Consider the following 21,632-nt stretch of genomic DNA (forward strand, 5'->3'; position numbering starts at 1 on the left):
GCCGGCCGGGCAACCCAGTCGAACCAGGCGGCGTGCTCTCCTCGGGAGCGAGGAGGGCGTCATGTACCCACTGGCCGAAGGCGAACAGCTGCTCTGGTCCGGGCGACCGCAGCGGTTCGTGCGGCGTTACCGCGATTATCACGGCTACGTCGTTTCGGTGGTGGCTCGCACTGGTGCCGGGGCTTCTTCGGCATGCTGATCGGACTGTCCGCCGAGCGGAACCGGCAGCGGAAACTGCTGCTCGGGGTGCTGACTTACCTGGTGACCGATCGCAGGCTCATTTTCGTCGCCGACCGTCCGGGCGGCGACGAGTTCCACTGGATCTGGCATCCGGAGCTGCGCGAACTGCGAGTGCTCGACCACGGCACCGGCACCGTCAACTTCCGGCCCGCTCTGCGCGATCAGCAGTACCGGGTGCAGTCGTCGCGCATCAATGATGCTGCCCGAACTGCTCACTTCGAGGAAGCGGAGCACGTCGCCGCTCTGATCGCCCGGAACGCTTCGCGCGCCCCGGTCGTTGGGTGAAACATGCTGCTGACCTTGCTGGGTCTCGCGCTGCCGGTCGCCACCATCGTGCTGCTGATCGTCGGCGGATGGGAACTGCGGCGGAAGAAGAAACCGTCCCGGCTCAAGGCGCGATTGTCCTCGACGTACCTCGACGAGGTCACCGCGTTCCTCTACGGCACCAAGCGCAATGAGCTCGAGCACCGGGATTCGGTGGAGATGACCCTCGAGGAGGACGCGCAGGGAGCGCCTCCGCTGGGTACCGTCGACCTCGACCGCGGGGTAGTGGTCGTCCGGCCCGGTGCTTCACCCGGGAGTGGCCGAATCCACTCCGCCGATTAAGTTACCGGCGGGTACACTCGGGCGGTCGTCTCGGCGAAGAGAGGTGCACCGTGCCGTACCCCACCGACCACGAGCGCGACCGGCCCTGGGTGATGCGCACCTACGCGGGTCATTCGTCCGCCGCCGCGTCCAACGAGCTGTACCGCCGGAACCTCGCCAAGGGGCAGACCGGGCTGTCGGTCGCCTTCGACCTGCCGACGCAGACCGGCTACGACCCGGACCACGTGCTCGCGCGCGGCGAGGTCGGCAAGGTCGGCGTGCCGGTTTCGCACATCGGCGACATGCGGCAGCTGTTCGACGGCATCCCGCTCGCCGAGGCGAACACCTCGATGACCATCAACGCGCCCGCGATGTGGCTGCTCGCGCTGTACGTCTCGGTGGCGCGCGAGCAGGCCGAGGCCGAGGGCCGCGACGTCGACGAGGTGCTCGCCAAGCTCACCGGCACCACGCAGAACGACATCATCAAGGAGTACCTCTCCCGCGGCACCTACATTTTCCCGCCCGGGCCGAGCCTCCGGCTGATCACCGACATGATCGCGTGGACCGTGCACCACGTGCCGAAGTGGAACCCGATCAACATCTGCAGCTACCACCTGCAGGAAGCGGGCGCGACGCCGACGCAGGAGGTCGCGTACGCGCTGTGCACCGCGATCGCCGTGCTGGACGCGGTGCGCGACTCCGGTCAGGTCGACCAGGCCGACATGGAGAAGGTCGTCGCGCGGATCTCGTTCTTCGTCAACGCGGGCGTCCGGTTTGTCGAAGAGATGTGCAAGATGCGCGCGTTCACGCAGCTGTGGGACGAGCTGACGCGCGAGCGCTACGGCGTCGAGAACCCGAAGGCGCGGCGGCTGCGGTACGGCGTGCAGGTGAACTCGCTCGGGCTCACCGAGGCGCAGCCGGAGAACAACGTCCAGCGGATCGTGCTGGAGATGCTCGCCGTGTCGCTGTCGCGGGGTTCGCGGGCGCGGGCGATTCAGCTGCCGGCGTGGAATGAGGCGCTGGGGCTGCCTCGGCCGTGGGATCAGCAGTGGGCGCTGCGGATGCAGCAGGTGCTCGCGTTCGAGACGGATCTGCTGGAGTACGAGGACATTTTCGACGGTTCGCACGTAGTGCAGGCGAAGGTCGACGAGATCGTTTCCGGCGCGCGCGAGGAGATCGCGCGGGTGCAGGACCTTGGCGGGGCGGTGGCCGCCGTCGAGAGCGGTTACATGAAGTCGCAGCTGGTTTCGTCGCTCGCGGAGTACCGGCGGGGGATGGAGAACGGCGAGCGCATTCTGGTGGGGGTCAACAAGTTCGAGACCACTGAGCCGTCGCCGTTGCAGGCGGAGGGGGCCAAAGCGATCGAGACGATCGACCCGGCGGTGGAGAAGGCCGCGGTCGCCGCGGTGGAAAAGTGGCGCGAGGAACGGGACAACGCCGCGGTGGCGAAGGCACTCGCCGCGCTGAAGGCGAAAGCGTCCACTTCGGACAATCTGTTCGAGGCCACTGTGGACTGTGCCCGGGCTGGCGTGACGACCGGGGAATGGTCGGGCGCGCTGCGCGAGGTGTTCGGGGAATACCGGGCGCCGACGGGCGTTTCCGCGGCTTCGGCGGCCGGGCAGGGCAATCCGGAACTGGAGCGCGTCCGGGAACTGGTGCGCCGCACCGAAACCGAACTCGGCGAGCGGCTGCGGATTCTCGTCGGGAAACCCGGGCTGGACGGACACTCCAACGGTGCCGAGCAGGTCGCGGTGCGGGCTCGCGACGTCGGGTTCGAGGTGATCTACCAGGGCATCCGGCTGACTCCGGACCAGATCGTCGCGGCCGCGGTGCAGGAGGGCGTGCACGTCGTCGGGCTGTCGGTGCTGTCCGGGTCGCATCTGGAGGTCGTGCCGCTGGTGGTCGACGGCCTGCGCGCGGCCGGGGCCGGGGACATCCCGGTGATCGTCGGGGGCATCATCCCGCCGGACGACGCCGCGCTGCTGACCGAACGCGGGATCGCGCGGGTGTTCACGCCCAAGGACTACGAATTGACCGACATCATGGCCGGTATCGTGGAATTGATTCGCGAACGGCACGGATTGAGCGGTGCGTAGCCGTTCGGTTCTCCAGCGTGAAACCCCGCGGTGATCGATTACCGTTACAGTGGCGCAATCTTGGCCAATGGCCGGGTTTAGTCCACTGTGGATGATCGAGTTCCTGGGAAGTCGCTGCGTCCGGGCCTAATTGTCGATGATCAATTTTCGTCAGTACGGAAAATCGCGCCGGGAAGCGCGTTTCTAATCGGTAACAGAACCGACCGGGCGCAAAAGAATCTTTGACCGCGCCCCGGCGGGTGCCTACGTTCGATCCTTGTCGGCGTCACTGCCGCCAGCTTCGCGGGGTGGGGTCCCTGGCCGGCCGTGACCGGAAATCGCAGGTCACGGGTTCGTGACCCGATCAGGGCGAAGGGGCCGCGACATGGTTCACGACGAATGGAAGCGACGGGACTTCTTCCGGCTGGCGGCGTCCGGAGCGGTGGTGCTGGGCGGAACCGCGTTCGCCGCCGCGTGCACCCAAGCCCCGCAGGCGGGCGGGCAAGGCGGCGGAGCGCTCGACCGGGCGAAGAAGGCGGGCTCCATCAAGGTCGGCATCGCGGGCGAGATCCCCTACGGTTACACCGACGGCGGCAACGTGACCGGCGAATCGCCTGAGGTCGCCAAGGCGGTCTTCAAGAACATCGGCATCGCGAAGGTCGAAGCGACGCAGGTCGAATTCAAACAGCTCATCCCGGCGCTCGCCGCGGGCCAGTACGACATGGTCGCCGCGGGCATGGCGATCCTGCCGGACCGGTGCAAACAGGCGGCGTTCTCCGCGGTCGACTACGTGACCCCCACGGCTTTCCTGGTGCCGAAAGGGAATCCGAAGCAAGTCCTGAATTTTGAGGACATCAAGGCGAAGGGCGTGAACCTCGCGGTGCTGTCCGGCACGGTCGAGCAGCAGGTGGCGAAGGCGACCGGGATCCCGGACAGCCAGCTGCAGACCTACGACGGCCAACCGCAAATGCTGCAGGCATTGCAGGCGAATCGCGCGTACGCGGGCGCGCTCACCGACATCTCGCTGAAGGCGCTGCTCAAGCAGAATCCGGGTGCCGCGCTGGAGGTCACGAGCGGATTCGTGCCGCAGGTGCAGGGCAAGAAACAGATCCAGGCAGGCGGTTTCGTGTTCCGCAAGACCGACAGCGATCTGGTGAACGCGTTCAACGCCGAACTGGCGAAGCTGCACCAGAACGGCCAATGGCTGGAGATCGTCAAGCCGTTCGGCTTCACCAAGGACAACCTGCCGCCCGCCGACGTCACGACCGAGCAGCTCTGCTCGGGTTCCTGACGGCGGTGGACGGCTGATGTTCGACCACTTCGGACTGTTCGTCTCCGCCGTCGCGAACGGACTGCTGCTGACGGTCGAGGCGACGGTCGGCGGCATCCTGGTCGCCACTGTTCTGTCGTTCCTCGCCGGGCTGGCGATGCTGTCGCGGTTCGCCGTTTTGCGTGCTGTCACGCGGATCTACGTCGAGGTGTGGCGCGGGACCTCGGAGGTCGTCCAGCTGTTCTGGATCTACTTCGCGCTGCCCGTGCTCACCGGTTTCCAGATCCTGCCGTTGTGGTCCGGCATCGCGGTGCTCGGCCTGAACTTCGGCGCGTACGGCGCGGAGATCGTGCGCGGCGCTGTGCAAGCGGTCCCGCGTGAGCAGCGGGAAGGCTGCGTCGCGCTCAACTTCACGCCGGCGCAGCGGATGCGGCGGGTGATCCTGCCGCAGGCGCTGGTCGACATGGTGCCGCCGTTCACGAACCTGTTCATCCAACTGCTCAAGGGCACCGCGCTGCTCACCTTCATCACCGTGCCCGAGATGACCTATCAGGCGAGCCAGGTCCTGGTGACGCGCTACACCGGGCAGGCCGCGTTGATCTGGACGATCGTGCTGGTGTTCTACCTGGTCCTGTCGATCCTGATCAGCAGCGGCATGAAACTGCTGGAACGGCGGACAGCGGCGCGGGTAGGCCGCGCACCCGCCCGGCGGCGGGCAGTGCTGAGCGGGGCGGGCACATGAGCTGGGACTGGGCTTATCTGTGGAAGGTGCTTCCTTCGGTGCTGGAGGGGCTCCTGGTGACGTTCGAGGCGACCGTTCTCGGCGCACTGCTCGCCTACGTGCTGGGTTTGGTTTTCGCGATTCTCCGGCGGTCGCGGATTCGCGCGGTCAGCTGGGCGACCTGGCTGGTGGTGGAGTTCGTGCGCAGCACTCCGTTGCTGGTCCAGTTGTTCTTCCTGTTCTTCGTGCTGCCGCAGTTCGGGGTGACGCTCTCGCCGCTGACCGCGGGCGTGCTCGGACTCGGGCTGCATTACGCGACTTACACGTCCGAGGTGTACCGCGCCGGGATCGACGCTGTCCCGAAAGGACAGTGGGAGGCCGCGGTCGCGCTCAGCCTGCCTAAAGCGCGCACCTGGCTGCGGGTGATCCTGCCGCAGGCGATCCCGCGGGTGCTGCCCGCGCTCGGCAACTACACGATCTCGATGTTCAAGGAAACCCCGCTGCTGCTGGCGATCGGCGTGCTCGACCTCGCCGGCGCCGCGTTCGAGGTCGGCTCGCTGAATTTCCGCTACGTCGAACCTCTCACCTTGGCGGGCGTGCTCTTCCTCGTGCTGAGCTACCCGGCGTCCCTGCTCGTGCGATTCCTGGAGCGTCGTTTTGGACTCAGCAGATGAACCGATGATCCGCTTCGACCAGGTGGTGAAGAAGTTCGGCGGCACCACCGTGCTGCGCGACCTCGATTTCACCGTCGCGCCAGGGGAATTCGTCTCGCTGATCGGGCCGAGCGGTTCCGGCAAGACGACCATCCTGCGGTTGCTGATGACCCTGGAGAAGGTCGACGGCGGCCGGATCGAGGTCGGCGGCAAGCCGCTGAGCCACATGCCCCGGCGGGGAAAACTCGTTCCGGCGGACGAGAAATACCTCCGCGGGATGCGCCGGTCGATCGGGATGGTTTTCCAGCAGTTCAACCTCTTCCCGAACATGCGGGTCCTGCAGAACATCACCGAGGCCCCGATCCGCGCCCTCGGCCTGTCCGCGCGGGACGCGACGGCGCGCGCGACCGAACTGCTCGAATTGGTCGGCCTCGCGGACAAGGCGGACGCGCATCCGACGCAGCTTTCCGGCGGCCAGCAGCAGCGCGTCGCGATCGCTCGCGCGTTGGCGATGCGGCCGGAAGTGCTGCTGCTGGACGAGGTCACGTCGGCATTGGACCCGGAACTGGTCGCGGAGGTGCTGCGGGTGCTCCGGGAAATCGCCTCGACCACGGACATCACGATCCTGTGCGTGACGCACGAGATGCAGTTCGCTCGCGATGTGTCGGATCGGGTGATGATGTTCGACCGCGGTCAGGTGTTGGAGGACGCGCCGCCGGATCGGTTGTTCACCGCGCCGGAACACGAGCGCACGAAGGAATTCCTGCGCGCCGTCATTGATCGAGAGTGAGAATTTCCTTGGTGGACTTGACCGTCGCGAAACGGTCGCCGTGCAGGTTCGTCGCGGTCGCGCGGTACAGCTCGTCGGCGGTGAGGACGGTGCCGTCCGGGCCTTCCAAGTCGAAGGTGAAGGTAGCGTCCAGGGCGAAAGTGATGTCGTAGCCCAGGTTTCCGCCCATCCGCGCGGTGGTTTCGCAGCAGAAGTTGGTCTGGATCCCGGCCAGCACGAAGCTCGTGATGCCACGGGTCTTGAACCAGGCGTCCAGGTCGACGTCGCCCAGGAACGCCGAGTTGACCTTCTTGCCGAAGATCAGGTCCGGGCGGGCGCCGTCGAGTTCGGGTTTGAAATCGTTGCCGGGCTGACCCGGGCGCAGCGGCGAACCGGGCGTGGTCGAATCGTGGTGCACGAGCACGACCGGGTCGCGCCGGTCCTGCCAGGCTCGCAGCAGTGCCTTCATGTTCGCTTCCGCGCCGGGGTTGTTGCGCGGTCCCCAGAACTCGGCGTCGTCGAATCCTCGCTGGACGTCGATCAGCAGCAATGCGGTGGTCATGGCTTCGATTCTGTCCGGGGGAGCACGCGGCGGGGAGTGGCACAAGACGCGCGATGCGATACTTTTCTGCCATGCGCACGATCGGGGTGCTGCTCCTGCCGGGCAGTCGGATGTTCGACCTCGCGGTGATCGCGGAGGTGTGGGCGCAGGACCGCACCGACAGCGGGATCGGCCCGTTCGCGGTGCGCGTCTGCGCGCCGGGGCGAGGAAGGACGCGGGTGTCGCCGTTCGGCGAAGTCGTCGCGACGCACGGGCTTTCCGGCTTGGCCGACTGCGACCTGGTTCTCGCCCCCGGACGGGACGATCCGCTGGCCGAAGTACCCGCCGCCGCTCGCGCCGCGCTTCGCCGGGCCCATCGCGCCGGTTCGACGGTGGCTGGGCTTTGCTCCGGAGCTTTCACCCTCGCTGCTGCCGGATTGCTCGACGGCCGCCCCGCGACCACGCATTGGCGGGACCTGGACGCACTCGCGACGGCCGCGCCCGCTGCCGAACTCCGCCGCGACGTGCTCTACACCGAACAGGACGGCGTGCTTACCTCGGCGGGCGTCGTCGGCGGTCTTGATCTTTGCCTGCATCTGGTACGCCGTGACCATGGGGCTGAGGTGGCTGCGCGGCTTGCCCGGCGGCTGGTGATGCCGCCGGTGCGGGAAGGCGGCCAGCGCCAGTACGCGGAAGCTCCGTTGCCCGCCAACGCTTCCCGGCCGGGTATCGCGTCCACAATGGACTGGGCGCTGACCCGGCTCGCCGACGAGATCGGCGTACCGGATCTGGTCGAGCACGCGGGGATGAGCCCGCGGACCTTCCATCGCGAGTTCGCCGCCGCGACGGGGAGCACGCCCGGCCGGTGGCTGCTCGTCCAGCGGGTGCAGCACGCGCAGCGGCTGCTGGAGACCACGGATCTGCCGGTCGCCCGGGTGGCCGAGCGGGCGGGGCTCGGCAGCGCCGCGAACCTGCGCCGACGGCTGCGGGCGGAGGTCGGGGTCGGGCCGGATTCGTATCGGCGCACTTTCCGCATCCCGCCGGTCGGGGTTACGGTCGGGGCATGGGCGAGTACGAGCACCTCCTCGTGAAGCGGGACGGGGACACGGTCACCATCACGATGAACCGCGCGGCACGGCGCAATTCGCTGTCCGCCGACCATCTCGGCGAATTGCTCGCCGCGTTCCGCGAGGCGGGCGAGTCCGACGCGACCGGCATCGTGCTGGCCGGCGCGGGGCCGGTGTTCTCCGCCGGGCACGACTTCGGCGACGTCGCCGCCCGCGACCTCATGGGGGTGCGCGAACTGCTCACCCTGTGCACGACGTTGATGCGGACGATGGAATCGGTCCCGCAGGTGGTGATCGCCCGGGTGCACGGCCTGGCGACGGCCGCCGGATGCCAGCTGGTGGCGTCGTGCGACCTGGCGGTCGCGGCGGAGTCCTCGGGATTCGCGCTGCCCGGCGGCAAGGGCGGCTGGTTCTGCCACACGCCCGCGGTGCCGGTGGCGCGCGCGATCGGCCGGAAACGCCTGATGGAACTGGCCTTGACCGGCGACGTGATCGATGCGGCGACGGCGCTGGACTGGGGCCTGGTCAACCGCGTGGTCCCGGACGATTCCCTGGACGAGGCGGTCGCCGACCTGCTCGGCCGCGCGACCCGCGGCAGCCGGGCGAGCAAGGCGATGGGGAAGCAGACCCTGTACGCGCAGCTGGACCGCCCGGAAGCGGACGCCTACGCGATCGCCGTCGAGGTGATGGCTTCGGCTTCGCAGCTGCCGGGGGCTCGGGAGGGAATGGCGGCGTTCCTGGAGAAGCGCAAACCTGACTGGACGGACTGATCCTGACGTACGTGAGGGCCACCCTGAGGGAATCTGATTCCCATAGGGTGGCCCTCACGGACTTCTGGCGAAAGCCCAGTCAGCGACGTTCGTGCAGCAGCAGCAACGTATAAGCCGCCACCGTCTGCGCGTCCGAGATCTCCCCGGTGGAGATCATCTTCTCCACCTCGGCCCGGCTGAACCACGCCGTCCGCATGTCCTGTTCTTCCAGTTCCCGCTCCGGCTCGCCCTCGGTGAGACCGGTCGCCAGGTACACGTGCCCGCGCTGGCTGGTCAGCCCGGGCGCGACGTCCAGCATCCCCAGTTCGGTGAACGCCGACGCCCGCAATCCGGTCTCCTCCCGCAGTTCCCGTTGCGCCAGTTCGGCGGGCGGGGTCTCGGCGAGGTCCGGCGCGGTGCCCTGCGGGAATTCCCAGCGCCGCATTCCGAGCGGGTACCGGAATTGCTCGACCAGGTGCAGCCGGTCGCCGTCGAGGGGGATGACCAGCGCGTAGGTCGGTTTGTCGACGACGCCGTAGATGCCGTCGCTGCCGTCGGCGCGGCGGATGGCGTCCTCGCGCACCGTCATCCAGTTGTTCCGATACACCTCGCGGGTCGCGACACGCTGAATGGGGTCCACCTCGCCAGTATCGCCGAGCCTGTCCTACCCTCGGCGGGTGCGTCTCGTGCTCCCCTCCCAGCAAGCCAGCCCGCTCCGTGCGGGGCGGGTCCGATGAGGCTCGTCGTCGCCCGGTGCCAGGTCGACTACGTCGGCAGGCTGACCGCGCATCTCCCGATGGCCAACCGCGTCCTGATGGTGAAGGCCGACGGCTCGGTGCTCGTGCACTCCGACGGCGGCTCCTACAAGCCGCTGAACTGGATGTCGCCGCCGTGCTGGCTGATCGAGGACCCGGACGTCTGGACGGTCCAGAACAAGGCGGGCGAGAAACTCGTCATCACCATCGACGAGGTCATGCACGACCTGAAGCACGACCTCGGCGTCGACCCGGGCCTGCAGAAGGACGGCGTCGAAGCGCATTTGCAGGAACTGCTCGCCGAGCACATCAAAACCCTCGGCGACGGCTACACGCTGGTCCGCCGCGAGTACCCGACCGCGATCGGCCCGGTCGACATCATGGCCCGCGACGCCAACGGCGGTTCGGTCGCGGTGGAAATCAAACGCCGCGGCGAGATCGACGGGGTCGAGCAGCTGACCCGGTATCTCGAACTCCTCAACCGCGACCCGCTGCTCGCCCCGGTGCAGGGCGTGTTCGCGGCGCAGGTGATCAAGCCGCAGGCGCGCGTCCTCGCCGAGGACCGCGGGATCCGCTGCGTCGTCTTGGACTACGACGCGTTGCGCGGCACGGATTCGGACGAGTTCCGGCTGTTCTGAGCACCGCCCGGGGTCAGGCGGCGAGCGGCTGCCGGTACCGCCGGGCCTGCGTCGCGACCCGGGCGCCGAGGTGGCGTGCGGTGGCGAGGTCGGCGGCGTGGACGGCTTCCGGGCCCTGGTCGTTCCAGGTCTGCGCGCCCGCGCCGAGGTAGAACCCGAGCCGGTTGTCGTCGTGTTCGCTGCTGGTGGTGGTGTTCCAGCCGGGCATCAGGCCGAGGCTGACCCAGTGCATGCCGTGCTGCGCGGCGAGCAGCGCCAGGTACTGCAGCGTGTGCAGTTTGTCGCCGCTCATCGAGCCGGAGTTGGTGAACCCGGACGCGAGTTTGTCCAGCCAGCGCTGGGACATCCAGCGCTTCGAGGTCGCTTCGGCGAACACGTGGAACGCGCCGGACGCCGAACCCATGTAGGTCGGCGTGCCGAAGATGATCGCGTCGCTGGCGTCGAGGGTTTCCCATTTCGCGTCGGTCATTTCGGCTACGTCGACCAGGTCGGCGCGGGTGCCGGGCACTGACTCGGCGCCCGCCGCGACGGCCTTCGCGATCTCGAGGGTGTGCCCGTAGCCGGAGAAGTAAGCGATGGCGACGTGAACAGAGGACATCAGAGGTTCCTTTCGCTGTTGACGTTGATAACGCTATTCCGATGACAGCGTCAGTGTCAACGTCAACAGGAATCTGTTATCGTCGGCACATGGCATCGGACGACCAGCGCGAGCGCATCCTGAGCGAAGCGGTGAAACTGCTGGCGACGGCCGGCCCGTCGGGGCTGTCCACCCGGGCGGTCGCGGCGGCGGCCGGAGTGCAAACTCCGACGCTGTACCGGCTTTTCGCGGACAAGGACGGGCTGCTCGACGCCGTGGTCACCTTCGGTTTCGAGAGCTACCTCGCGGAGAAGCACGCGCTCGAGCCCAGCGAGGATCCGGTCGAGGACCTGCGTCACGGCTGGGAGATGCACGTCGCGTTCGGGCTGGCCAATCCCGCGATCTACACGCTGATGTACGGAACCGTCCGGCCGGGCAAACAGCCCGCGGCGGCGGCGGAAAACCGGGCCATCCTGTGCGGCATGCTCGAACGCGCCAACGCGCAGGGCCGGCTCCGGGTGCCGGTCGAGGCGGCCGCGGTGGCGATCGAGGCGTCCACGACCGGCGCGGTTCTGCTCCTGCTGGCCCAGCCGGAAGAAGCGCGGGACATCGAGGTGATCCGGCCGTTGGGCGACCTGGTGCTCGACGCGCTGATCGACCAACCGGCCCCCGAAAGTTCCCCGGTTGCCGACCGGGCGCAGGCCCTGCTCGGAATCGTCACCCCCACCAAGGACGCCGACCCGGTCACCGAAGCGGGCTTTAGCGTCTTCGAGGCCGGTCTGCTGCGCGAATGGCTCGCCCGGCTCAACGAAGCCAGCCGATGACGCCGGAGGGAATGCGTCAGACCGCCGACCCGGCGCGACGCTGAGCAGCTTTCGCAGCGAACCACGCCTTCACTTCCGCGTGGAACAACGTCGTCACCACCACTCCAGCCAGCACCAGGCCCGCCGCCGCTGCTGCGCCACCGCCCGCCAGGTTGAGCAGTCCGCCGAGCGCGGACGGTACCTCGACCGCGAGCAGGACCCATCGGCCCCAGCCGTAGCCGAGCAGAACCACGATCCCGGCCGTCAGCAGTCCGGCGGCGAAGGCGTACGACAGGTACTCCAGCGAGTACAGAATCGAAAACGGTTCCTCGCCGCCAGCGCGCTGCTTGTCGATTTGCCGATGGGCGAAGACGCCGAACGCGCCGTTCAGCAGCGCTTGCAGGACCACGAGCCCGAAAGCGGCGCGAAGCCGTCCGGGGAGGGGCAGCGCGGGGCCGGTCATCGCCGGGATCTTATGGGCCCGACGCCGAGCAGCACCCCGGAACGAGTGAATCTGTCCCGTTGGTGAGGGGTTGGCGAGCGAAGCGACAGGACTCAACACGGGTGCTTCCGGGCACGCGGAATGCACAGGTCAGCGGCAGGTTGGTGAAAAACCGCGGTGTCGGGGTGCCTCTTCGGAATCCATGCAGTACTGTGCCGGTCTGACAGGAACGATGGTGTTTTCTGTGTGAGAATGTTTGATTCGGAGGTGGCAGGGTGCCGTTCCTCGCCGACGCGAACTTGCGGCTCGACGCGAGTCCGATCGACTACATCGAGTTGGCGTTCTATTTCGTCCTGGTGCTCGGCATCGGCTATCTCGCGCGAAGGCAGGTGTCGAGCAGTCTCGACTTCCTGCTGTCGGGCCGGTCGCTGCCGGCGTGGGTCACCGGTCTGGCGTTCATTTCCGCGAACCTCGGCGCGGTCGAGGTCATGGGCATGTCCGCGAACGGCGTCCTCTACGGCCTGCCGACCGTCCATTACTTCTGGATCGGCGCCATCCCGGCGATGCTGTTCCTCGGCCTGGTGATGATGCCGTTCTACTACGGCTCCAAGGTCCGCAGCGTCCCCGAGTTCATGCGGCGGCGGTTCGGTCCGACGGCACACCTCGTCAACGGCATCAGCTTCGCCGCGGCGCAGATCCTCATCGCGGGCGCGAACCTGTTCCTGCTGGCCAGCGTCGTGAAGCTGCTGCTGGGCTGGCCGCTGTGGGTGTCGATCGTCGTCGCGGCCGCCATCGTGCTCACGTACACCGCGCTGGGCGGGCTGTCCGCCGCGATCTACAACGAGGTGCTGCAGTTCTTCGTGATCGTCGTGGCGCTGCTGCCGCTCACCATCGTCGGCCTGGTCAAGGTCGGCGGCTGGCAGGGCCTGGTGCAGAAGATCACCGACGGCCCCGGCGGCACCGCGCAGCTGCACTCCTGGCCGGGCGACAACCTGACCGGCTTCGGCAACAACTTCCTGTCCGTTCTCGGCATCGTGTTCGGTCTCGGCTTCGTGCTGTCCTTCGGGTACTGGACGACGAACTTCGTCGAGGTCCAGCGCGCGATGGCGTCGAAGAGCATGTCGGCCGCGCGGCGGACGCCGATCATCGGCGCGTTCCCGAAGATGCTGGTGCCCTTCATCGTGATCATCCCCGGCATGATCGCCGGCGTCGTGGTGCCGGAGTACATGCAGGACAAGGGACTTCTGCTGCAGGACAAGACCGCGCCCAGCGGGGTCACCGCGAACAACGCGCTCCTGCTGCTGATGCGCGACCTGCTGCCCAACGGCATCCTCGGCATCGCGATCGCCGGTCTGCTCGCGTCGTTCATGGCGGGCATGGCGGCGAACCTCAGCTCGTTCAACACCGTCTTCACGTACGACATCTGGCAGACGTACGTGAAGAAGGACAAGCCGGACGGCTACTACCTGAGCCTCGGCCGCAAGACCACGGTCGTCGCGACCGTGCTGGCCATCGGCACCGCGTTCGTCGCGTCGCAGTCGGCGAACATCCTGACCTACCTGCAGGACCTGTTCTCCTTCTTCAACGCGCCACTGTTCGCCACCTTCATCCTCGGCATGTTCTGGAAGCGGATGACCGCGGCGGCCGGGTGGATCGGCCTGGTGGCCGGTACCGCGTCGGCGATCACGATCTGGGCGCTGTCGCAGCTGGACGTGCTGTCGCTCGCCGGGCAGGGCACCAGCTTCGTGGCCGCGGGCACCGCGTTCGTCGTCGACATCGTGGTCAGCGTCGGGGTTTCCCTGGCGACCCAGCCGAAGCCGGACGCGCAGCTGGTCGGCCTCGTCTACTCGCTCACCCCGCGCGACGCGCTCAAGCACGACAACACGGGCGAGAACGCGGGCTGGTACCGCAAGCCGGGCCTGCTGGCCGGCATCGTCCTCGTGCTCACGATCGCTCTCAACATCATCTTCTGAGGAGGCCCGCATGACCGAGAAAACCTCGCGGCCGCACAAGGCGGGCGCCTTCGACATCCGGCTGATCATCGCGCTGCTGCTCGGCGTCTACGGCGTGATCCTCACGATCATGGGCGCCGGGTTCACCAGCGACGACGACCTCAAGAAGGCCGCCGACGTGAACATCAACCTCTGGTCGGGCATCGGCCTGCTGGTGGTGACCGCGATGTTCGTGCTGTGGGCGGTGCTGCGGCCGCTCGTCGTGCCGCCGAGCACGGAAACGACGGAAACCTCACCCGCCGAATAACCGGGTTGCGCCCACGTCCGGCAGCCTCGCCCGCTAGGTTGCCGGACGTGGTGCACGATCGCCGGTTCGGCCGGTTCCTCAAGTTGTCCGCCCTGGCCGCGACGGGCGTGATCGCGATGTCCGCGTGCGGCGGTCCGAACCTGGGCAAGGAGAACTTCGCGCGCACGACTGTCCCCGCCGGCGGGGACAGCGCCGCGACGTCCGGCCCGATCACCGATCCCGCGGTCGCTCCCGCCGTGCTGCGCGACGTGCTGCCGTGCCAGTTCGTGGACAAGACCGCGATGAGCCCGCTCGGCACGATGCAGGGCGAGGCGACCGCGTCGAGCACGCAGTTCGACTCCTGTGTCGCGAAGGCGACCGACCCGGGCGGCAAGGAAATCCGGGCGAGCGTCGACGTCGGCGGCCTCGTGACGTTCGCCTCCGACAAGACCACCGGCGCGGTCGGCGGGCTGCCGCAGGTCGAGGTGCCCGACCTCGGCGGCGGATCCGGCTGCGTGGTCAGCGCGCTCACCGCGCGGAACCCGGCCATCGGCGTCTCCTTCCGGATCGACTACACCGGCGGCGACGCCTGCGCCGCGGGCCGCAAGCTCGTCGCGACGGCGGTCGAGAAGCTGCACAACAACCCGCAGAAGTACACGCCCGGTCCGGGCACGCTGCTCGCCGTCGACCCGTGCACGGTGCTCGACCCGGCCGCGGTGGACGGGGTCGTGAAGGGCGGGAAGCCGCGGCCGTCCGGACTGCACTCGTGCGAATGGGGCCTCATCCCGAGCGTCCGGGTGACGATGTTCCCCGGCGTCGCGCCGAGCGAGGGCGACGGCTGGCTGAAGGCCGACGTCGGCACGCCCAGCCAGGCGTACTCGAAGCAAGGCACCTCCGGGTCGAGCTGCCAGGTCAAATGGCAGCACCGGCAGTGGAAGGAAGAGCGCGTCGAGGTGGTCCAGCTGGAGTACACGAACTCCGACGCGCAGCCGGACAAGGACGACCCGTGCGGCAAGACCGTCGGGCTCGCCAAGCAGCTGGCCGGGAAACTGCCCGCGGCGTGACCAGGGGGCGCTTTGCGGCGCGCCCGGCGACCTCATAGGTTGGGGTCGTCCACGACGCCGAGGTGCCGGAGGTCCGCCATGAAAAAGATCATCAACGATCCGGCGGCCGTCGTCGCCGAATCGCTGAGAGGGCTCGCGGTCGCGCACGCGGACCTGCTGCGCGTGCGCGACGATCCGGCGCTGGTCGTGCGCGCGGACGCGCCGGTCGCGGGCAAGGTCGCGGTGGTGTCCGGCGGCGGGTCGGGGCACGAACCGCTGCACGGCGGGTTCGTCGGCCCCGGGATGCTCGACGCCGCGGTGCCCGGGCCGGTGTTCACCTCGCCGACCCCGGACGCGGTGCAGGGCGCGATCGCGGCGACCACCGGACCGGCCGGGGCGCTGCTGATCGTGAAGAACTACACCGGCGACGTGCTGAACTTCGAGACCGCCGCCGAACTGGCCGCGGCCGAGGACCTGGACGTGCGCAGCGTGGTCATCGACGACGACGTGGCGGTCAAGGACTCCACGTTCACCGCCGGGCGGCGCGGCGTCGGCGGCACCGTGCTGCTGGAGAAGATCGCCGGCGCGGCGGCCGAGCGCGGCGATGCGCTGGACGCGGTGGAAGCGTTGGCGCGCAAGGTGATCGGGCAGGTCCGGTCGATCGGCGTCGCGCTGTCCGCGCCGACCGTTCCGCACGCGGGCGAGCCGAGTTTCGACCTCGGACCGGACGAGATCGAGTTCGGCATCGGCATCCACGGCGAACCCGGCCGCGAGCGGATCCCGGCCGAACCGGCGGACGCGCTGGTCGCCCGGATGGTCGAGGCAGTGGTGTCCGACCTGCCGTTCGAATCCGGCGACAAGGTGCTGCTGTTCACGAACTCGATGGGCGGCACGCCGCAGCTGGAGCTGTACCTCGCGCACGGCATCGCCGAACGGCTGCTGGCCGAGCGCGGGATCCTGGTGGAACGCAGGCTGGTCGGCCCGTACATCACCAGCCTGGAAATGCAGGGCATCAGCCTGACCCTGCTGAAACTGGACGACGAGCTTACGCAGTTGTGGGACGCGCCGGTGCGCACTCCCGCGCTGCGATGGGGGATCTGATGGCCTGCACTGCCGAAGGGGTCGCGGCCGCGTTGCGCGCCGCCGCCGAAGTGATCGCCGAACACCGCACCGAACTGGTGGACCTGGACCGCGCGATCGGCGACGCCGACCACGGCGAGAACCTCAGCAGGGGGTTCACCGCCATCGTCTCCGCGCTGGAGACCGCGGTGCCGGAAACCCCGGCCGGAGTCGTGAAACTCGCTGCCACCACGTTGATTTCCAAGGTCGGCGGCGCGGCCGGACCGCTTTACGGCACGGCTTTCCTGCGTGCGTCGGCGAAGCTCGGCGACGCGGCGGAGATCGATGTGCCGTTGCTGCTGGACGCGTTGCGGGCGGCGTTGGAAGGCGTGCAGGCGCGCGGCAAGGCAGTGGGCGGCGACGCGACGATGGTCGACGCGCTGATTCCGGCGCTCTCCGCGGCTGAAGGCACCGCGGACGGATCGATCGCGGACGTGCTCACCGCGGCGGCGGACGGAGCGGACCGCGGTGCGGAGTCCACTGTGGACTTGATCCCGCACAAGGGACGTGCCTCGTACCTCGGGGAACGGGCGGTCGGGCACATGGATCCGGGCGCTCGTTCGACGGCGCTGCTGCTGCGTGCGTTCGCGGAGGCGGCCCGGTGACCGTCGGAATCGTTCTTGTGTCGCACAGCGCGAAACTGGCCGAGGGCCTGGCCGACCTGGCGGCCCAGATGGCCCCGGACGTCCGGATCGTCCCGGCGGGCGGGCTGCCCGACGGCGGCGGCATCGGCACCGACTACGACGAGGTCGTCGCGGCCACTCAGCGGGCGGATTCCGGCGACGGCGTGGTGCTGCTGTACGACCTCGGCAGCGCGCAGATGACCGCTGAGCTGGCGGTCGAATCGCTCGCTGACCCGTCCGCCGCGGTCGTGGTCGACGCGCCGCTGGTGGAAGGCGCGGTGGCGGCGGCCGTCGCGGCGCAGGGCGGCGCGAACGCCAAGGCGGTGGGCGAGGCCGCGGCGAGCGCCGGTGTCGCACCCGACCTGGCCGCGGTCGACCTGTCGGCGGCCGGCGAGGAAGGCGTGGTGGAGAAGGAATTCACGCTGACCAACGACGTCGGCCTGCACGCGCGCCCGGCCGCGGTCGTGGTGCGCAGCCTGGCGGAATTCGAGGCCGAGGTGTCGATCCGGCTGGGCGAGCAGGAGGCGGACGCGCACAGCGTGCTGGCGCTGATGTCGCTCGGTGCGCGCCAGGGCGACCGGATCGTGGTGCGGGCGCGCGGGCTCCAGGCGGCGGAGGCGGTCGCGAAGGTGGCCGAGCTGGTGGAGTCGAACTTCGGGGAGTAACGCCGGTTTCCGACCGGGTGACTTCGCCCGGACTGACTCGATTCCGATGTGCTTTCGAGGGGCTCGCGTGGCACAGTGAGCGGCAATTACCAGCGGGTAACCTCTGGAGGCCCTGTGGCACGGGAAATCTCGACGGTCGGTGTGGTCGGTCTAGGCACGATGGGCGCGGGCATCGCCGAGGTGCTCGCCCGCAGCGGGCTCGACGTGGTCGCGGTGGAACTCGACGAGGCCGGGGTCGAACGCGGCCTCGGCCACCTGCGGCATTCGACCGAACGGGCGCTCGCGGGCGGCAAGCTCGACGAGGCGGGCCGCGAGGCGCTGCTCGGCCGGATCCGCACCACGACCTCGCTGGCCGAACTGTCCGAAGTGGACTTGGTGATCGAGGCGATCCCGGAGAACCTCGCGGCGAAGGCCGAGGTGTTCACCCAGTTGGACCAGGTGACCCGGCCGGACGTGGTGTTCGCGTCCAATACGTCCTCGCTGTCGATCACCGAGATCGGCGTGCACACCGCGCGGCCGGGCAAGGTCGTCGGGATGCACTTTTTCAACCCGGCTCCGGTGCTGAAGCTGGTCGAGGTCGTGCGCACGGTGGTCACCGAGCCGGACGTGGTGTCCGACGTCGTGGAATTCGCGCAGCGGCTGGGCAAATCGCCGGTGGTGATGGGCGACCGGGCCGGGTTCATCGCGAACGCGCTGCTGTTCGGCTATCTCAACCACGCGGTGCGGATGTACGAGCAGCGCTACGCCACCCGCGAAGATCTTGACGCGGCAATGCGTTTCGGCTGCGGCTACCCGATGGGCCCGCTCGCGCTGCTCGACCTGATCGGGCTGGACACCGCGTACGAAATCCTCGACACGATGTACCACCAATCGCGGAACAGGCTGCACGCGCCCGCGCCGTTGCTGAAGCAGATGATCACCGCGGGGCAGCTGGGCCGCAAGAGCGGACGCGGTTTCTACACCTACGACGCACCTGATTCGCCGGTGGTGGTGGATTCGGTCACTTCGTCCGAAGTGGACTCTTCGGTGGCTCGCGAAGTGCGGTCTGTCGGCGTGATCGGCACCGGCACAATGGCGACCGGAATCGCGGAAGTGTTTGCCAAGCGCGGGTTTGACGTCGTGCTGCGGGCGCGGAGTATGGATAAGGCCGAAGCGTCGGTGGCGAAGGTGAAGAAGTCGCTCGACAAGGCCGTGGTGAAGGGCAAACTGTCCGAAGAGGACGCTGCGGCCGCGCTCGGCCGGATCCGTCCGGTGACGGAATTCGAGGAACTGGCCGACGTCGACCTGGTGGTCGAAGCGGTGGCCGAGGAGCTTTCCGTTAAGCAGGCGGTGTTTTCGGCGCTGGACGAGGTCGTCAAGCCGGGCGCGGTGCTCGCCACCACGACGTCCTCACTGCCGGTCATCGAATGCGCGGCGGCGACTTCGCGCCCCGGTGACGTGATCGGCCTGCACTTCTTCAATCCCGCGCCGGTGATGAAACTGGTGGAAGTGGTGTCGACGATCGCCACCGCTCCCGATGTCACCGCGACCGCGACGGCAGTGTGCGCGGCGGTCGGCAAACACCCGGTGCATTGCGGCGACCGGGCCGGATTCATCGTGAACGCGTTGCTGTTCCCGTATCTCAACGACGCGGTGAAAATGCTGGAAGCGCATTACGCGTCGGCGGATGACATCGACACCGCGATGAAGGTCGGCTGCAGTCTGCCGATGGGACCGTTCGAATTGCTGGACGTGGTCGGGCTGGACGTGTCGCTGGCGATCGAGCGGACGCTGTTCAACGAGTTCCGCGAAGAAGGCTTCGCGCCGGCACCGTTGTTGGAACACCTCGTGACGGCGGGACGATTGGGCCGCAAGACCGGCAAGGGTTTCAAGGACTACTGACGCTTCTATGGGTAGAGAACGGTCCGATCACCGGTCGCGCCGCCGGATGCGCGCGCCCTGGGCGGGTTCGCCGTCCGGCGGCAGCAGCGGGCCGCCTTGCCACTGCTGGAACACGAGGTTGGTGTGCACGCGGGCGACCTCGTCGCGGGAGGTGAGCTCGTCCAGCACCAGCCGCTGCAACTCCGCGGCCGAGGTGGTGGCGACGTGCGCGAGGAAGTCGTCCGGCCCGGTCAGGTGGTAAACCGCGCGAATCTCCGGCAGCGTCAGGAGATGTTCCACGAACTGCTCGACCAGCGGCCGTCGATGCGGCCGGACCTGCACGAACAGGAACGCTTCCAGCGGACGCCCGACCTTCGCCGCGTCGACCTTGGCGTGCTGTCCGGTGATCACGCCGGTCTCGCGCAGCCGCGCCACCCGGTCCAGACAGGTCGACGGCGCGAGCCCGACCGCGGCCGCGAGCTCCTTGTTCGACGTCCGGGCATCGTTCTGCAGCACCCGCAGAATCTCAAGATCAACCGGATTCAGTTCGACGGTCTCGCTCATCGCTGAATCTTATCCGAGATTGTTGCGTTACGCCCGTGTCGTGTCCGAACGTGATTGCCATGACTTCCGCCTTGCGCACCCGAGCCGTCCACGCCGGTCGCGACGATCTCGCCGACCTCGGCCTGCACGCCGCCCCGCTCGACTTCTCCACGACCTACCCCGCGCGCGACAGTGCCGAGGAGGCCCGCCGGATCGACGAGTTCGCCGCGGGCGGGAACGTCACCGGCATCTACGGCAGGATCGGCAACCCGACCGTCGAACGGTTCGAGCAGGCGCTGGCGGAACTCGAAGGCTTCGACCACGCCGTGGCCTTCGCGAGCGGCATGGCGGCGGTCTCCGCGTGCCTGCTTTCCGCGGTATCGCAAGGAAAACGGCACATCGTCGGCGTCCGGCCGCTGTACGGCTGCACGGACCACCTGCTGACCACCGGCCTCCTGGGCACCGAGGTCACCTGGACCGCGCCCGAGGATGTCGCGGAGGCTCTGCGCCCCGACACCGGCCTGGTTTTCGTGGAGACGCCCGCGAACCCGACCTTGAGCGAACTGGACATCGCCACCCTGACCGAGGCCTGCGGCGACGTCCCGGTCCTGGTCGACAACACCTTCGCGACGCCAGTCCTGCAGCGCCCCGGCCGGCTGGGCGCCCGAATGGTGTTGCACAGCGCGACCAAGTTCCTGGGCGGCCACGGCGACGTCATGGGCGGCATCGTGGCCTGCGACGCCGAGGAAGCCGCGCGCCTGCGTTCCCTGCGCTTCGCGACCGGCGGCGTGCTGCACCCCCTCGCCGGATACCTGCTGCTGCGCGGCCTCTCGACACTCCCGCTGCGAGTGAAGGCTGCTTCGGAAACCGCCGCCGTATTGGCTTCGCGCCTGGCCTCGCACCCGTCGGTGAGCGTCGTGCACTACCCCAAACTGGGCGGGCCGCTGGTGGCCTTCGAGGTAACCGGCGACCCCCACGCGGTCATCGGCGCGGTGCGGCTGATCACGCCCGCGGTGAGCCTGGGCAGCGTCGACACGCTGATCCAGCACCCGGCCTCGCTGACGCACCGCATCGTCGCCGAGGACGACCGTACGGGCTCGGGCATCACCCACGGCCTGCTGCGGCTTTCGGCGGGGCTGGAGGATGTCGAGGACTTGTGGCTTGACCTGGATCAGGCGCTGAAGTCCTGCTGATCGGGCGCGCCGGGGTTCAGGAGTTCGCCGGACCGGTGAGCACGGGGCTGGGTTGGAAGCTTTGCCAGGCAGCTTCGGGACCGAGCCCCTCGCCAACTGGTCGGCCCGGTCGCGAGGTGCGCTGATCGGCTGCGGCAACCGGCCGGAAGCTTCGCCAGCCAGCTTCGGCAACCAGCCCCTCGCCAGCCGGGCGCCCCAGCCGCGCTGCGAGCCGGTCAGCTGCAGCAACCGCCTCCGCAGCACCCTCCGCCAGCCGGTGCGGGCGCGGAGGCCGAACCGGTGAGCGCGACCGTCGTGAGGAGCTTGACCGTGTCCGTATGCCCCTCCGGGCACGGGGCGGGCGCGCTGGACTCGGCCATCGGGCGCTGGAGTTCGAACGTCTCGGTGCAGTCGCGGCAGCGGTAGGCGTAGGTGGGCATGCGTTGATTATCGCTGGCGGGCCGCGTTGGTGGGAAGCTGTCCG

26 protein-coding genes are annotated in these 21,632 nt (G+C 68.6%); 20 read left to right on the forward strand and 6 right to left on the reverse strand.

What is annotated here, in order from left to right:
• Nucleotides 1–61: 61 nt before the first annotated feature.
• The 8 genes from FKO37_RS12875 to ehuA all read left to right on the forward strand — a co-directional run bounded on the left by FKO37_RS12875 (nt 62) and on the right by ehuA (nt 6,334).
• A complete protein-coding gene (locus FKO37_RS12875) occupies nt 62–199 on the forward strand; it encodes a hypothetical protein (protein ID WP_238604481.1) in 138 nt (45 codons plus the stop codon).
• On the forward strand, nt 193–525 hold the full coding sequence (locus FKO37_RS12880; RefSeq protein ID WP_238604482.1) for a hypothetical protein: 333 nt from the start codon (nt 193–195) through the stop codon (nt 523–525). The genes FKO37_RS12875 and FKO37_RS12880 overlap by 7 nt, the downstream gene beginning before the upstream one ends.
• Nucleotides 526–528: 3 nt before the next feature.
• The gene (locus FKO37_RS12885) at nt 529–846 is read left to right on the forward strand and encodes a DUF6191 domain-containing protein (protein ID WP_308196525.1); all 318 of its coding nucleotides are present in this window, start codon (nt 529–531) and stop codon (nt 844–846) included.
• A gap of 50 nt (nt 847–896) precedes the next feature.
• Nucleotides 897–2,921, forward strand: coding sequence for a protein meaA (locus FKO37_RS12890; protein ID WP_308196526.1), 2,025 nt, complete (start codon nt 897–899; stop codon nt 2,919–2,921).
• Between the two features lie 364 nt (nt 2,922–3,285).
• Nucleotides 3,286–4,191 carry an ectoine/hydroxyectoine ABC transporter substrate-binding protein EhuB gene (ehuB, locus tag FKO37_RS12895; protein WP_051172122.1) on the forward strand — a complete coding sequence of 302 codons (906 nt, stop codon included), beginning with the start codon at nt 3,286–3,288 and terminating at the stop codon, nt 4,189–4,191.
• 16 nt (nt 4,192–4,207) lie between these two features.
• Nucleotides 4,208–4,912: an ectoine/hydroxyectoine ABC transporter permease subunit EhuC gene (gene ehuC, locus FKO37_RS12900; RefSeq protein WP_238604483.1), complete on the forward strand. Its 705-nt coding sequence runs from the start codon at nt 4,208–4,210 to the stop codon at nt 4,910–4,912.
• On the forward strand, nt 4,909–5,565 hold the full coding sequence (gene ehuD / locus FKO37_RS12905; protein ID WP_037815337.1) for an ectoine/hydroxyectoine ABC transporter permease subunit EhuD: 657 nt from the start codon (nt 4,909–4,911) through the stop codon (nt 5,563–5,565). Before ehuC ends, ehuD begins: the two co-directional genes overlap by 4 nt.
• Nucleotides 5,566–5,569: 4 nt before the next feature.
• On the forward strand, nt 5,570–6,334 hold the full coding sequence (ehuA, locus tag FKO37_RS12910; RefSeq protein WP_037815335.1) for an ectoine/hydroxyectoine ABC transporter ATP-binding protein EhuA: 765 nt from the start codon (nt 5,570–5,572) through the stop codon (nt 6,332–6,334).
• On the opposite strand, the gene FKO37_RS12915 is transcribed toward ehuA, so the two are convergent.
• Nucleotides 6,318–6,875: a cysteine hydrolase family protein gene (locus FKO37_RS12915; RefSeq protein ID WP_238604484.1), complete on the reverse strand. Its 558-nt coding sequence runs from the start codon at nt 6,873–6,875 to the stop codon at nt 6,318–6,320. The genes ehuA and FKO37_RS12915 overlap by 17 nt on opposite strands.
• A 71-nt stretch (nt 6,876–6,946) precedes the next feature.
• On the opposite strand from FKO37_RS12915, the gene FKO37_RS12920 reads away from it, so the two are divergent.
• Nucleotides 6,947–7,945 (forward strand): GlxA family transcriptional regulator, encoded by a 999-nt coding sequence (locus tag FKO37_RS12920; protein ID WP_238604485.1) that lies wholly within the window; start codon nt 6,947–6,949, stop codon nt 7,943–7,945.
• Complete coding sequence (locus FKO37_RS12925) at nt 7,918–8,691, forward strand: enoyl-CoA hydratase-related protein (RefSeq protein ID WP_134667337.1); 774 nt, start codon at nt 7,918–7,920, stop codon at nt 8,689–8,691. The genes FKO37_RS12920 and FKO37_RS12925 overlap by 28 nt, the downstream gene beginning before the upstream one ends.
• A 79-nt stretch (nt 8,692–8,770) precedes the next feature.
• Here FKO37_RS12925 and FKO37_RS12930 read toward each other — a convergent pair whose 3' ends face one another.
• Nucleotides 8,771–9,259, reverse strand: a complete 489-nt coding sequence (locus FKO37_RS12930) for an NUDIX hydrolase (protein ID WP_240014838.1) — start codon at nt 9,257–9,259, stop codon at nt 8,771–8,773.
• Between the two features lie 144 nt (nt 9,260–9,403).
• Here FKO37_RS12930 and nucS point away from each other — a divergent pair, with 144 nt between their 5' ends.
• Nucleotides 9,404–10,063, forward strand: coding sequence for an endonuclease NucS (gene nucS / locus FKO37_RS12935; RefSeq protein ID WP_037815327.1), 660 nt, complete (start codon nt 9,404–9,406; stop codon nt 10,061–10,063).
• 13 nt (nt 10,064–10,076) lie between these two features.
• On the opposite strand, the gene FKO37_RS12940 is transcribed toward nucS, so the two are convergent.
• Entirely contained in the window at nt 10,077–10,661 is a 585-nt protein-coding gene (locus tag FKO37_RS12940) for a flavodoxin family protein (protein WP_134667339.1), read from the reverse strand.
• 89 nt (nt 10,662–10,750) lie between these two features.
• On the opposite strand from FKO37_RS12940, the gene FKO37_RS12945 reads away from it, so the two are divergent.
• Complete coding sequence (locus tag FKO37_RS12945; protein WP_238604487.1) at nt 10,751–11,464, forward strand: TetR/AcrR family transcriptional regulator; 714 nt, start codon at nt 10,751–10,753, stop codon at nt 11,462–11,464.
• A gap of 16 nt (nt 11,465–11,480) precedes the next feature.
• Here the strand turns inward: FKO37_RS12945 and FKO37_RS12950 are convergent, their stop codons facing one another.
• Nucleotides 11,481–11,906 carry a hypothetical protein gene (locus FKO37_RS12950; protein WP_238604488.1) on the reverse strand — a complete coding sequence of 142 codons (426 nt, stop codon included), beginning with the start codon at nt 11,904–11,906 and terminating at the stop codon, nt 11,481–11,483.
• Nucleotides 11,907–12,160: 254 nt separating this feature from the next.
• Here FKO37_RS12950 and FKO37_RS12955 point away from each other — a divergent pair, with 254 nt between their 5' ends.
• The 7 genes from FKO37_RS12955 (at nt 12,161) to FKO37_RS12985 (ending at nt 19,454) form a co-directional block, all read left to right on the forward strand.
• Entirely contained in the window at nt 12,161–13,858 is a 1,698-nt protein-coding gene (locus FKO37_RS12955; RefSeq protein ID WP_043832136.1) for a sodium:solute symporter family protein, read from the forward strand.
• A gap of 10 nt (nt 13,859–13,868) precedes the next feature.
• Nucleotides 13,869–14,144, forward strand: a complete 276-nt coding sequence (locus FKO37_RS12960) for a hypothetical protein (RefSeq protein ID WP_037815322.1) — start codon at nt 13,869–13,871, stop codon at nt 14,142–14,144.
• A 47-nt stretch (nt 14,145–14,191) separates the two neighbouring features.
• On the forward strand, nt 14,192–15,187 hold the full coding sequence (locus FKO37_RS12965; RefSeq protein ID WP_238604489.1) for a DUF3558 domain-containing protein: 996 nt from the start codon (nt 14,192–14,194) through the stop codon (nt 15,185–15,187).
• Nucleotides 15,188–15,265: 78 nt separating this feature from the next.
• Nucleotides 15,266–16,267: a dihydroxyacetone kinase subunit DhaK gene (dhaK, locus tag FKO37_RS12970; protein ID WP_043832143.1), complete on the forward strand. Its 1,002-nt coding sequence runs from the start codon at nt 15,266–15,268 to the stop codon at nt 16,265–16,267.
• Complete coding sequence (gene dhaL / locus FKO37_RS12975) at nt 16,267–16,890, forward strand: dihydroxyacetone kinase subunit DhaL (RefSeq protein ID WP_238604490.1); 624 nt, start codon at nt 16,267–16,269, stop codon at nt 16,888–16,890. The genes dhaK and dhaL overlap by 1 nt, the downstream gene beginning before the upstream one ends.
• Nucleotides 16,887–17,573 carry a dihydroxyacetone kinase phosphoryl donor subunit DhaM gene (gene dhaM, locus FKO37_RS12980; protein WP_043832144.1) on the forward strand — a complete coding sequence of 229 codons (687 nt, stop codon included), beginning with the start codon at nt 16,887–16,889 and terminating at the stop codon, nt 17,571–17,573. Before dhaL ends, dhaM begins: the two co-directional genes overlap by 4 nt.
• Before the next feature lie 114 nt (nt 17,574–17,687).
• Nucleotides 17,688–19,454: a 3-hydroxyacyl-CoA dehydrogenase family protein gene (locus FKO37_RS12985; protein ID WP_238604491.1), complete on the forward strand. Its 1,767-nt coding sequence runs from the start codon at nt 17,688–17,690 to the stop codon at nt 19,452–19,454.
• 27 nt (nt 19,455–19,481) lie between these two features.
• On the opposite strand, the gene FKO37_RS12990 is transcribed toward FKO37_RS12985, so the two are convergent.
• A complete protein-coding gene (locus tag FKO37_RS12990) occupies nt 19,482–19,997 on the reverse strand; it encodes an Lrp/AsnC family transcriptional regulator (protein ID WP_238604492.1) in 516 nt (171 codons plus the stop codon).
• A 59-nt stretch (nt 19,998–20,056) separates the two neighbouring features.
• Between FKO37_RS12990 and FKO37_RS12995 the strand changes: the two genes are divergently transcribed.
• The gene (locus FKO37_RS12995) at nt 20,057–21,169 is read left to right on the forward strand and encodes a PLP-dependent aspartate aminotransferase family protein (RefSeq protein ID WP_238604493.1); all 1,113 of its coding nucleotides are present in this window, start codon (nt 20,057–20,059) and stop codon (nt 21,167–21,169) included.
• Nucleotides 21,170–21,384: 215 nt separating this feature from the next.
• Here the strand turns inward: FKO37_RS12995 and FKO37_RS13000 are convergent, their stop codons facing one another.
• Entirely contained in the window at nt 21,385–21,588 is a 204-nt protein-coding gene (locus tag FKO37_RS13000) for a zinc ribbon domain-containing protein (protein ID WP_078870550.1), read from the reverse strand.
• Nucleotides 21,589–21,632: the final 44 nt, after the last annotated feature.

This window comes from Amycolatopsis sp. Poz14, from assembly GCF_006704225.1.
Taxonomy (GTDB): Bacteria; Actinomycetota; Actinomycetes; order Mycobacteriales; family Pseudonocardiaceae; genus Amycolatopsis; species Amycolatopsis nivea.

Excerpts from the sequence above, each read along its gene's own strand:
- FKO37_RS13000 (WP_078870550.1), bottom strand. The coding sequence starts at position 21,588 with ATGCCCACCTACGCCTACCGCTGCCGCGACTGCACCGAGACGTTCGAA.
- dhaK (WP_043832143.1), top strand. The coding sequence starts at position 15,266 with ATGAAAAAGATCATCAACGATCCGGCGGCCGTCGTCGCCGAATCGCTG.
- FKO37_RS12920 (WP_238604485.1), top strand. The coding sequence starts at position 6,947 with ATGCGCACGATCGGGGTGCTGCTCCTGCCGGGCAGTCGGATGTTCGAC.
- ehuB (WP_051172122.1), top strand. The coding sequence starts at position 3,286 with ATGGTTCACGACGAATGGAAGCGACGGGACTTCTTCCGGCTGGCGGCG.
- nucS (WP_037815327.1), top strand. The coding sequence starts at position 9,404 with ATGAGGCTCGTCGTCGCCCGGTGCCAGGTCGACTACGTCGGCAGGCTG.
- FKO37_RS12875 (WP_238604481.1), top strand. The coding sequence starts at position 62 with ATGTACCCACTGGCCGAAGGCGAACAGCTGCTCTGGTCCGGGCGACCG.
- ehuA (WP_037815335.1), top strand. The coding sequence starts at position 5,570 with ATGATCCGCTTCGACCAGGTGGTGAAGAAGTTCGGCGGCACCACCGTG.
- FKO37_RS12930 (WP_240014838.1), bottom strand. The coding sequence starts at position 9,259 with ATGACGGTGCGCGAGGACGCCATCCGCCGCGCCGACGGCAGCGACGGC.
- FKO37_RS12885 (WP_308196525.1), top strand. The coding sequence starts at position 529 with ATGCTGCTGACCTTGCTGGGTCTCGCGCTGCCGGTCGCCACCATCGTG.
- FKO37_RS12950 (WP_238604488.1), bottom strand. The coding sequence starts at position 11,906 with ATGACCGGCCCCGCGCTGCCCCTCCCCGGACGGCTTCGCGCCGCTTTC.
- FKO37_RS12940 (WP_134667339.1), bottom strand. The coding sequence starts at position 10,661 with ATGTCCTCTGTTCACGTCGCCATCGCTTACTTCTCCGGCTACGGGCAC.
- FKO37_RS12945 (WP_238604487.1), top strand. The coding sequence starts at position 10,751 with ATGGCATCGGACGACCAGCGCGAGCGCATCCTGAGCGAAGCGGTGAAA.
- ehuC (WP_238604483.1), top strand. The coding sequence starts at position 4,208 with ATGTTCGACCACTTCGGACTGTTCGTCTCCGCCGTCGCGAACGGACTG.
- FKO37_RS12990 (WP_238604492.1), bottom strand. The coding sequence starts at position 19,997 with ATGAGCGAGACCGTCGAACTGAATCCGGTTGATCTTGAGATTCTGCGG.
- FKO37_RS12880 (WP_238604482.1), top strand. The coding sequence starts at position 193 with ATGCTGATCGGACTGTCCGCCGAGCGGAACCGGCAGCGGAAACTGCTG.
- ehuD (WP_037815337.1), top strand. The coding sequence starts at position 4,909 with ATGAGCTGGGACTGGGCTTATCTGTGGAAGGTGCTTCCTTCGGTGCTG.
- FKO37_RS12925 (WP_134667337.1), top strand. The coding sequence starts at position 7,918 with ATGGGCGAGTACGAGCACCTCCTCGTGAAGCGGGACGGGGACACGGTC.
- FKO37_RS12915 (WP_238604484.1), bottom strand. The coding sequence starts at position 6,875 with ATGACCACCGCATTGCTGCTGATCGACGTCCAGCGAGGATTCGACGAC.
- FKO37_RS12995 (WP_238604493.1), top strand. The coding sequence starts at position 20,057 with ATGACTTCCGCCTTGCGCACCCGAGCCGTCCACGCCGGTCGCGACGAT.
- dhaL (WP_238604490.1), top strand. The coding sequence starts at position 16,267 with ATGGCCTGCACTGCCGAAGGGGTCGCGGCCGCGTTGCGCGCCGCCGCC.
- FKO37_RS12960 (WP_037815322.1), top strand. The coding sequence starts at position 13,869 with ATGACCGAGAAAACCTCGCGGCCGCACAAGGCGGGCGCCTTCGACATC.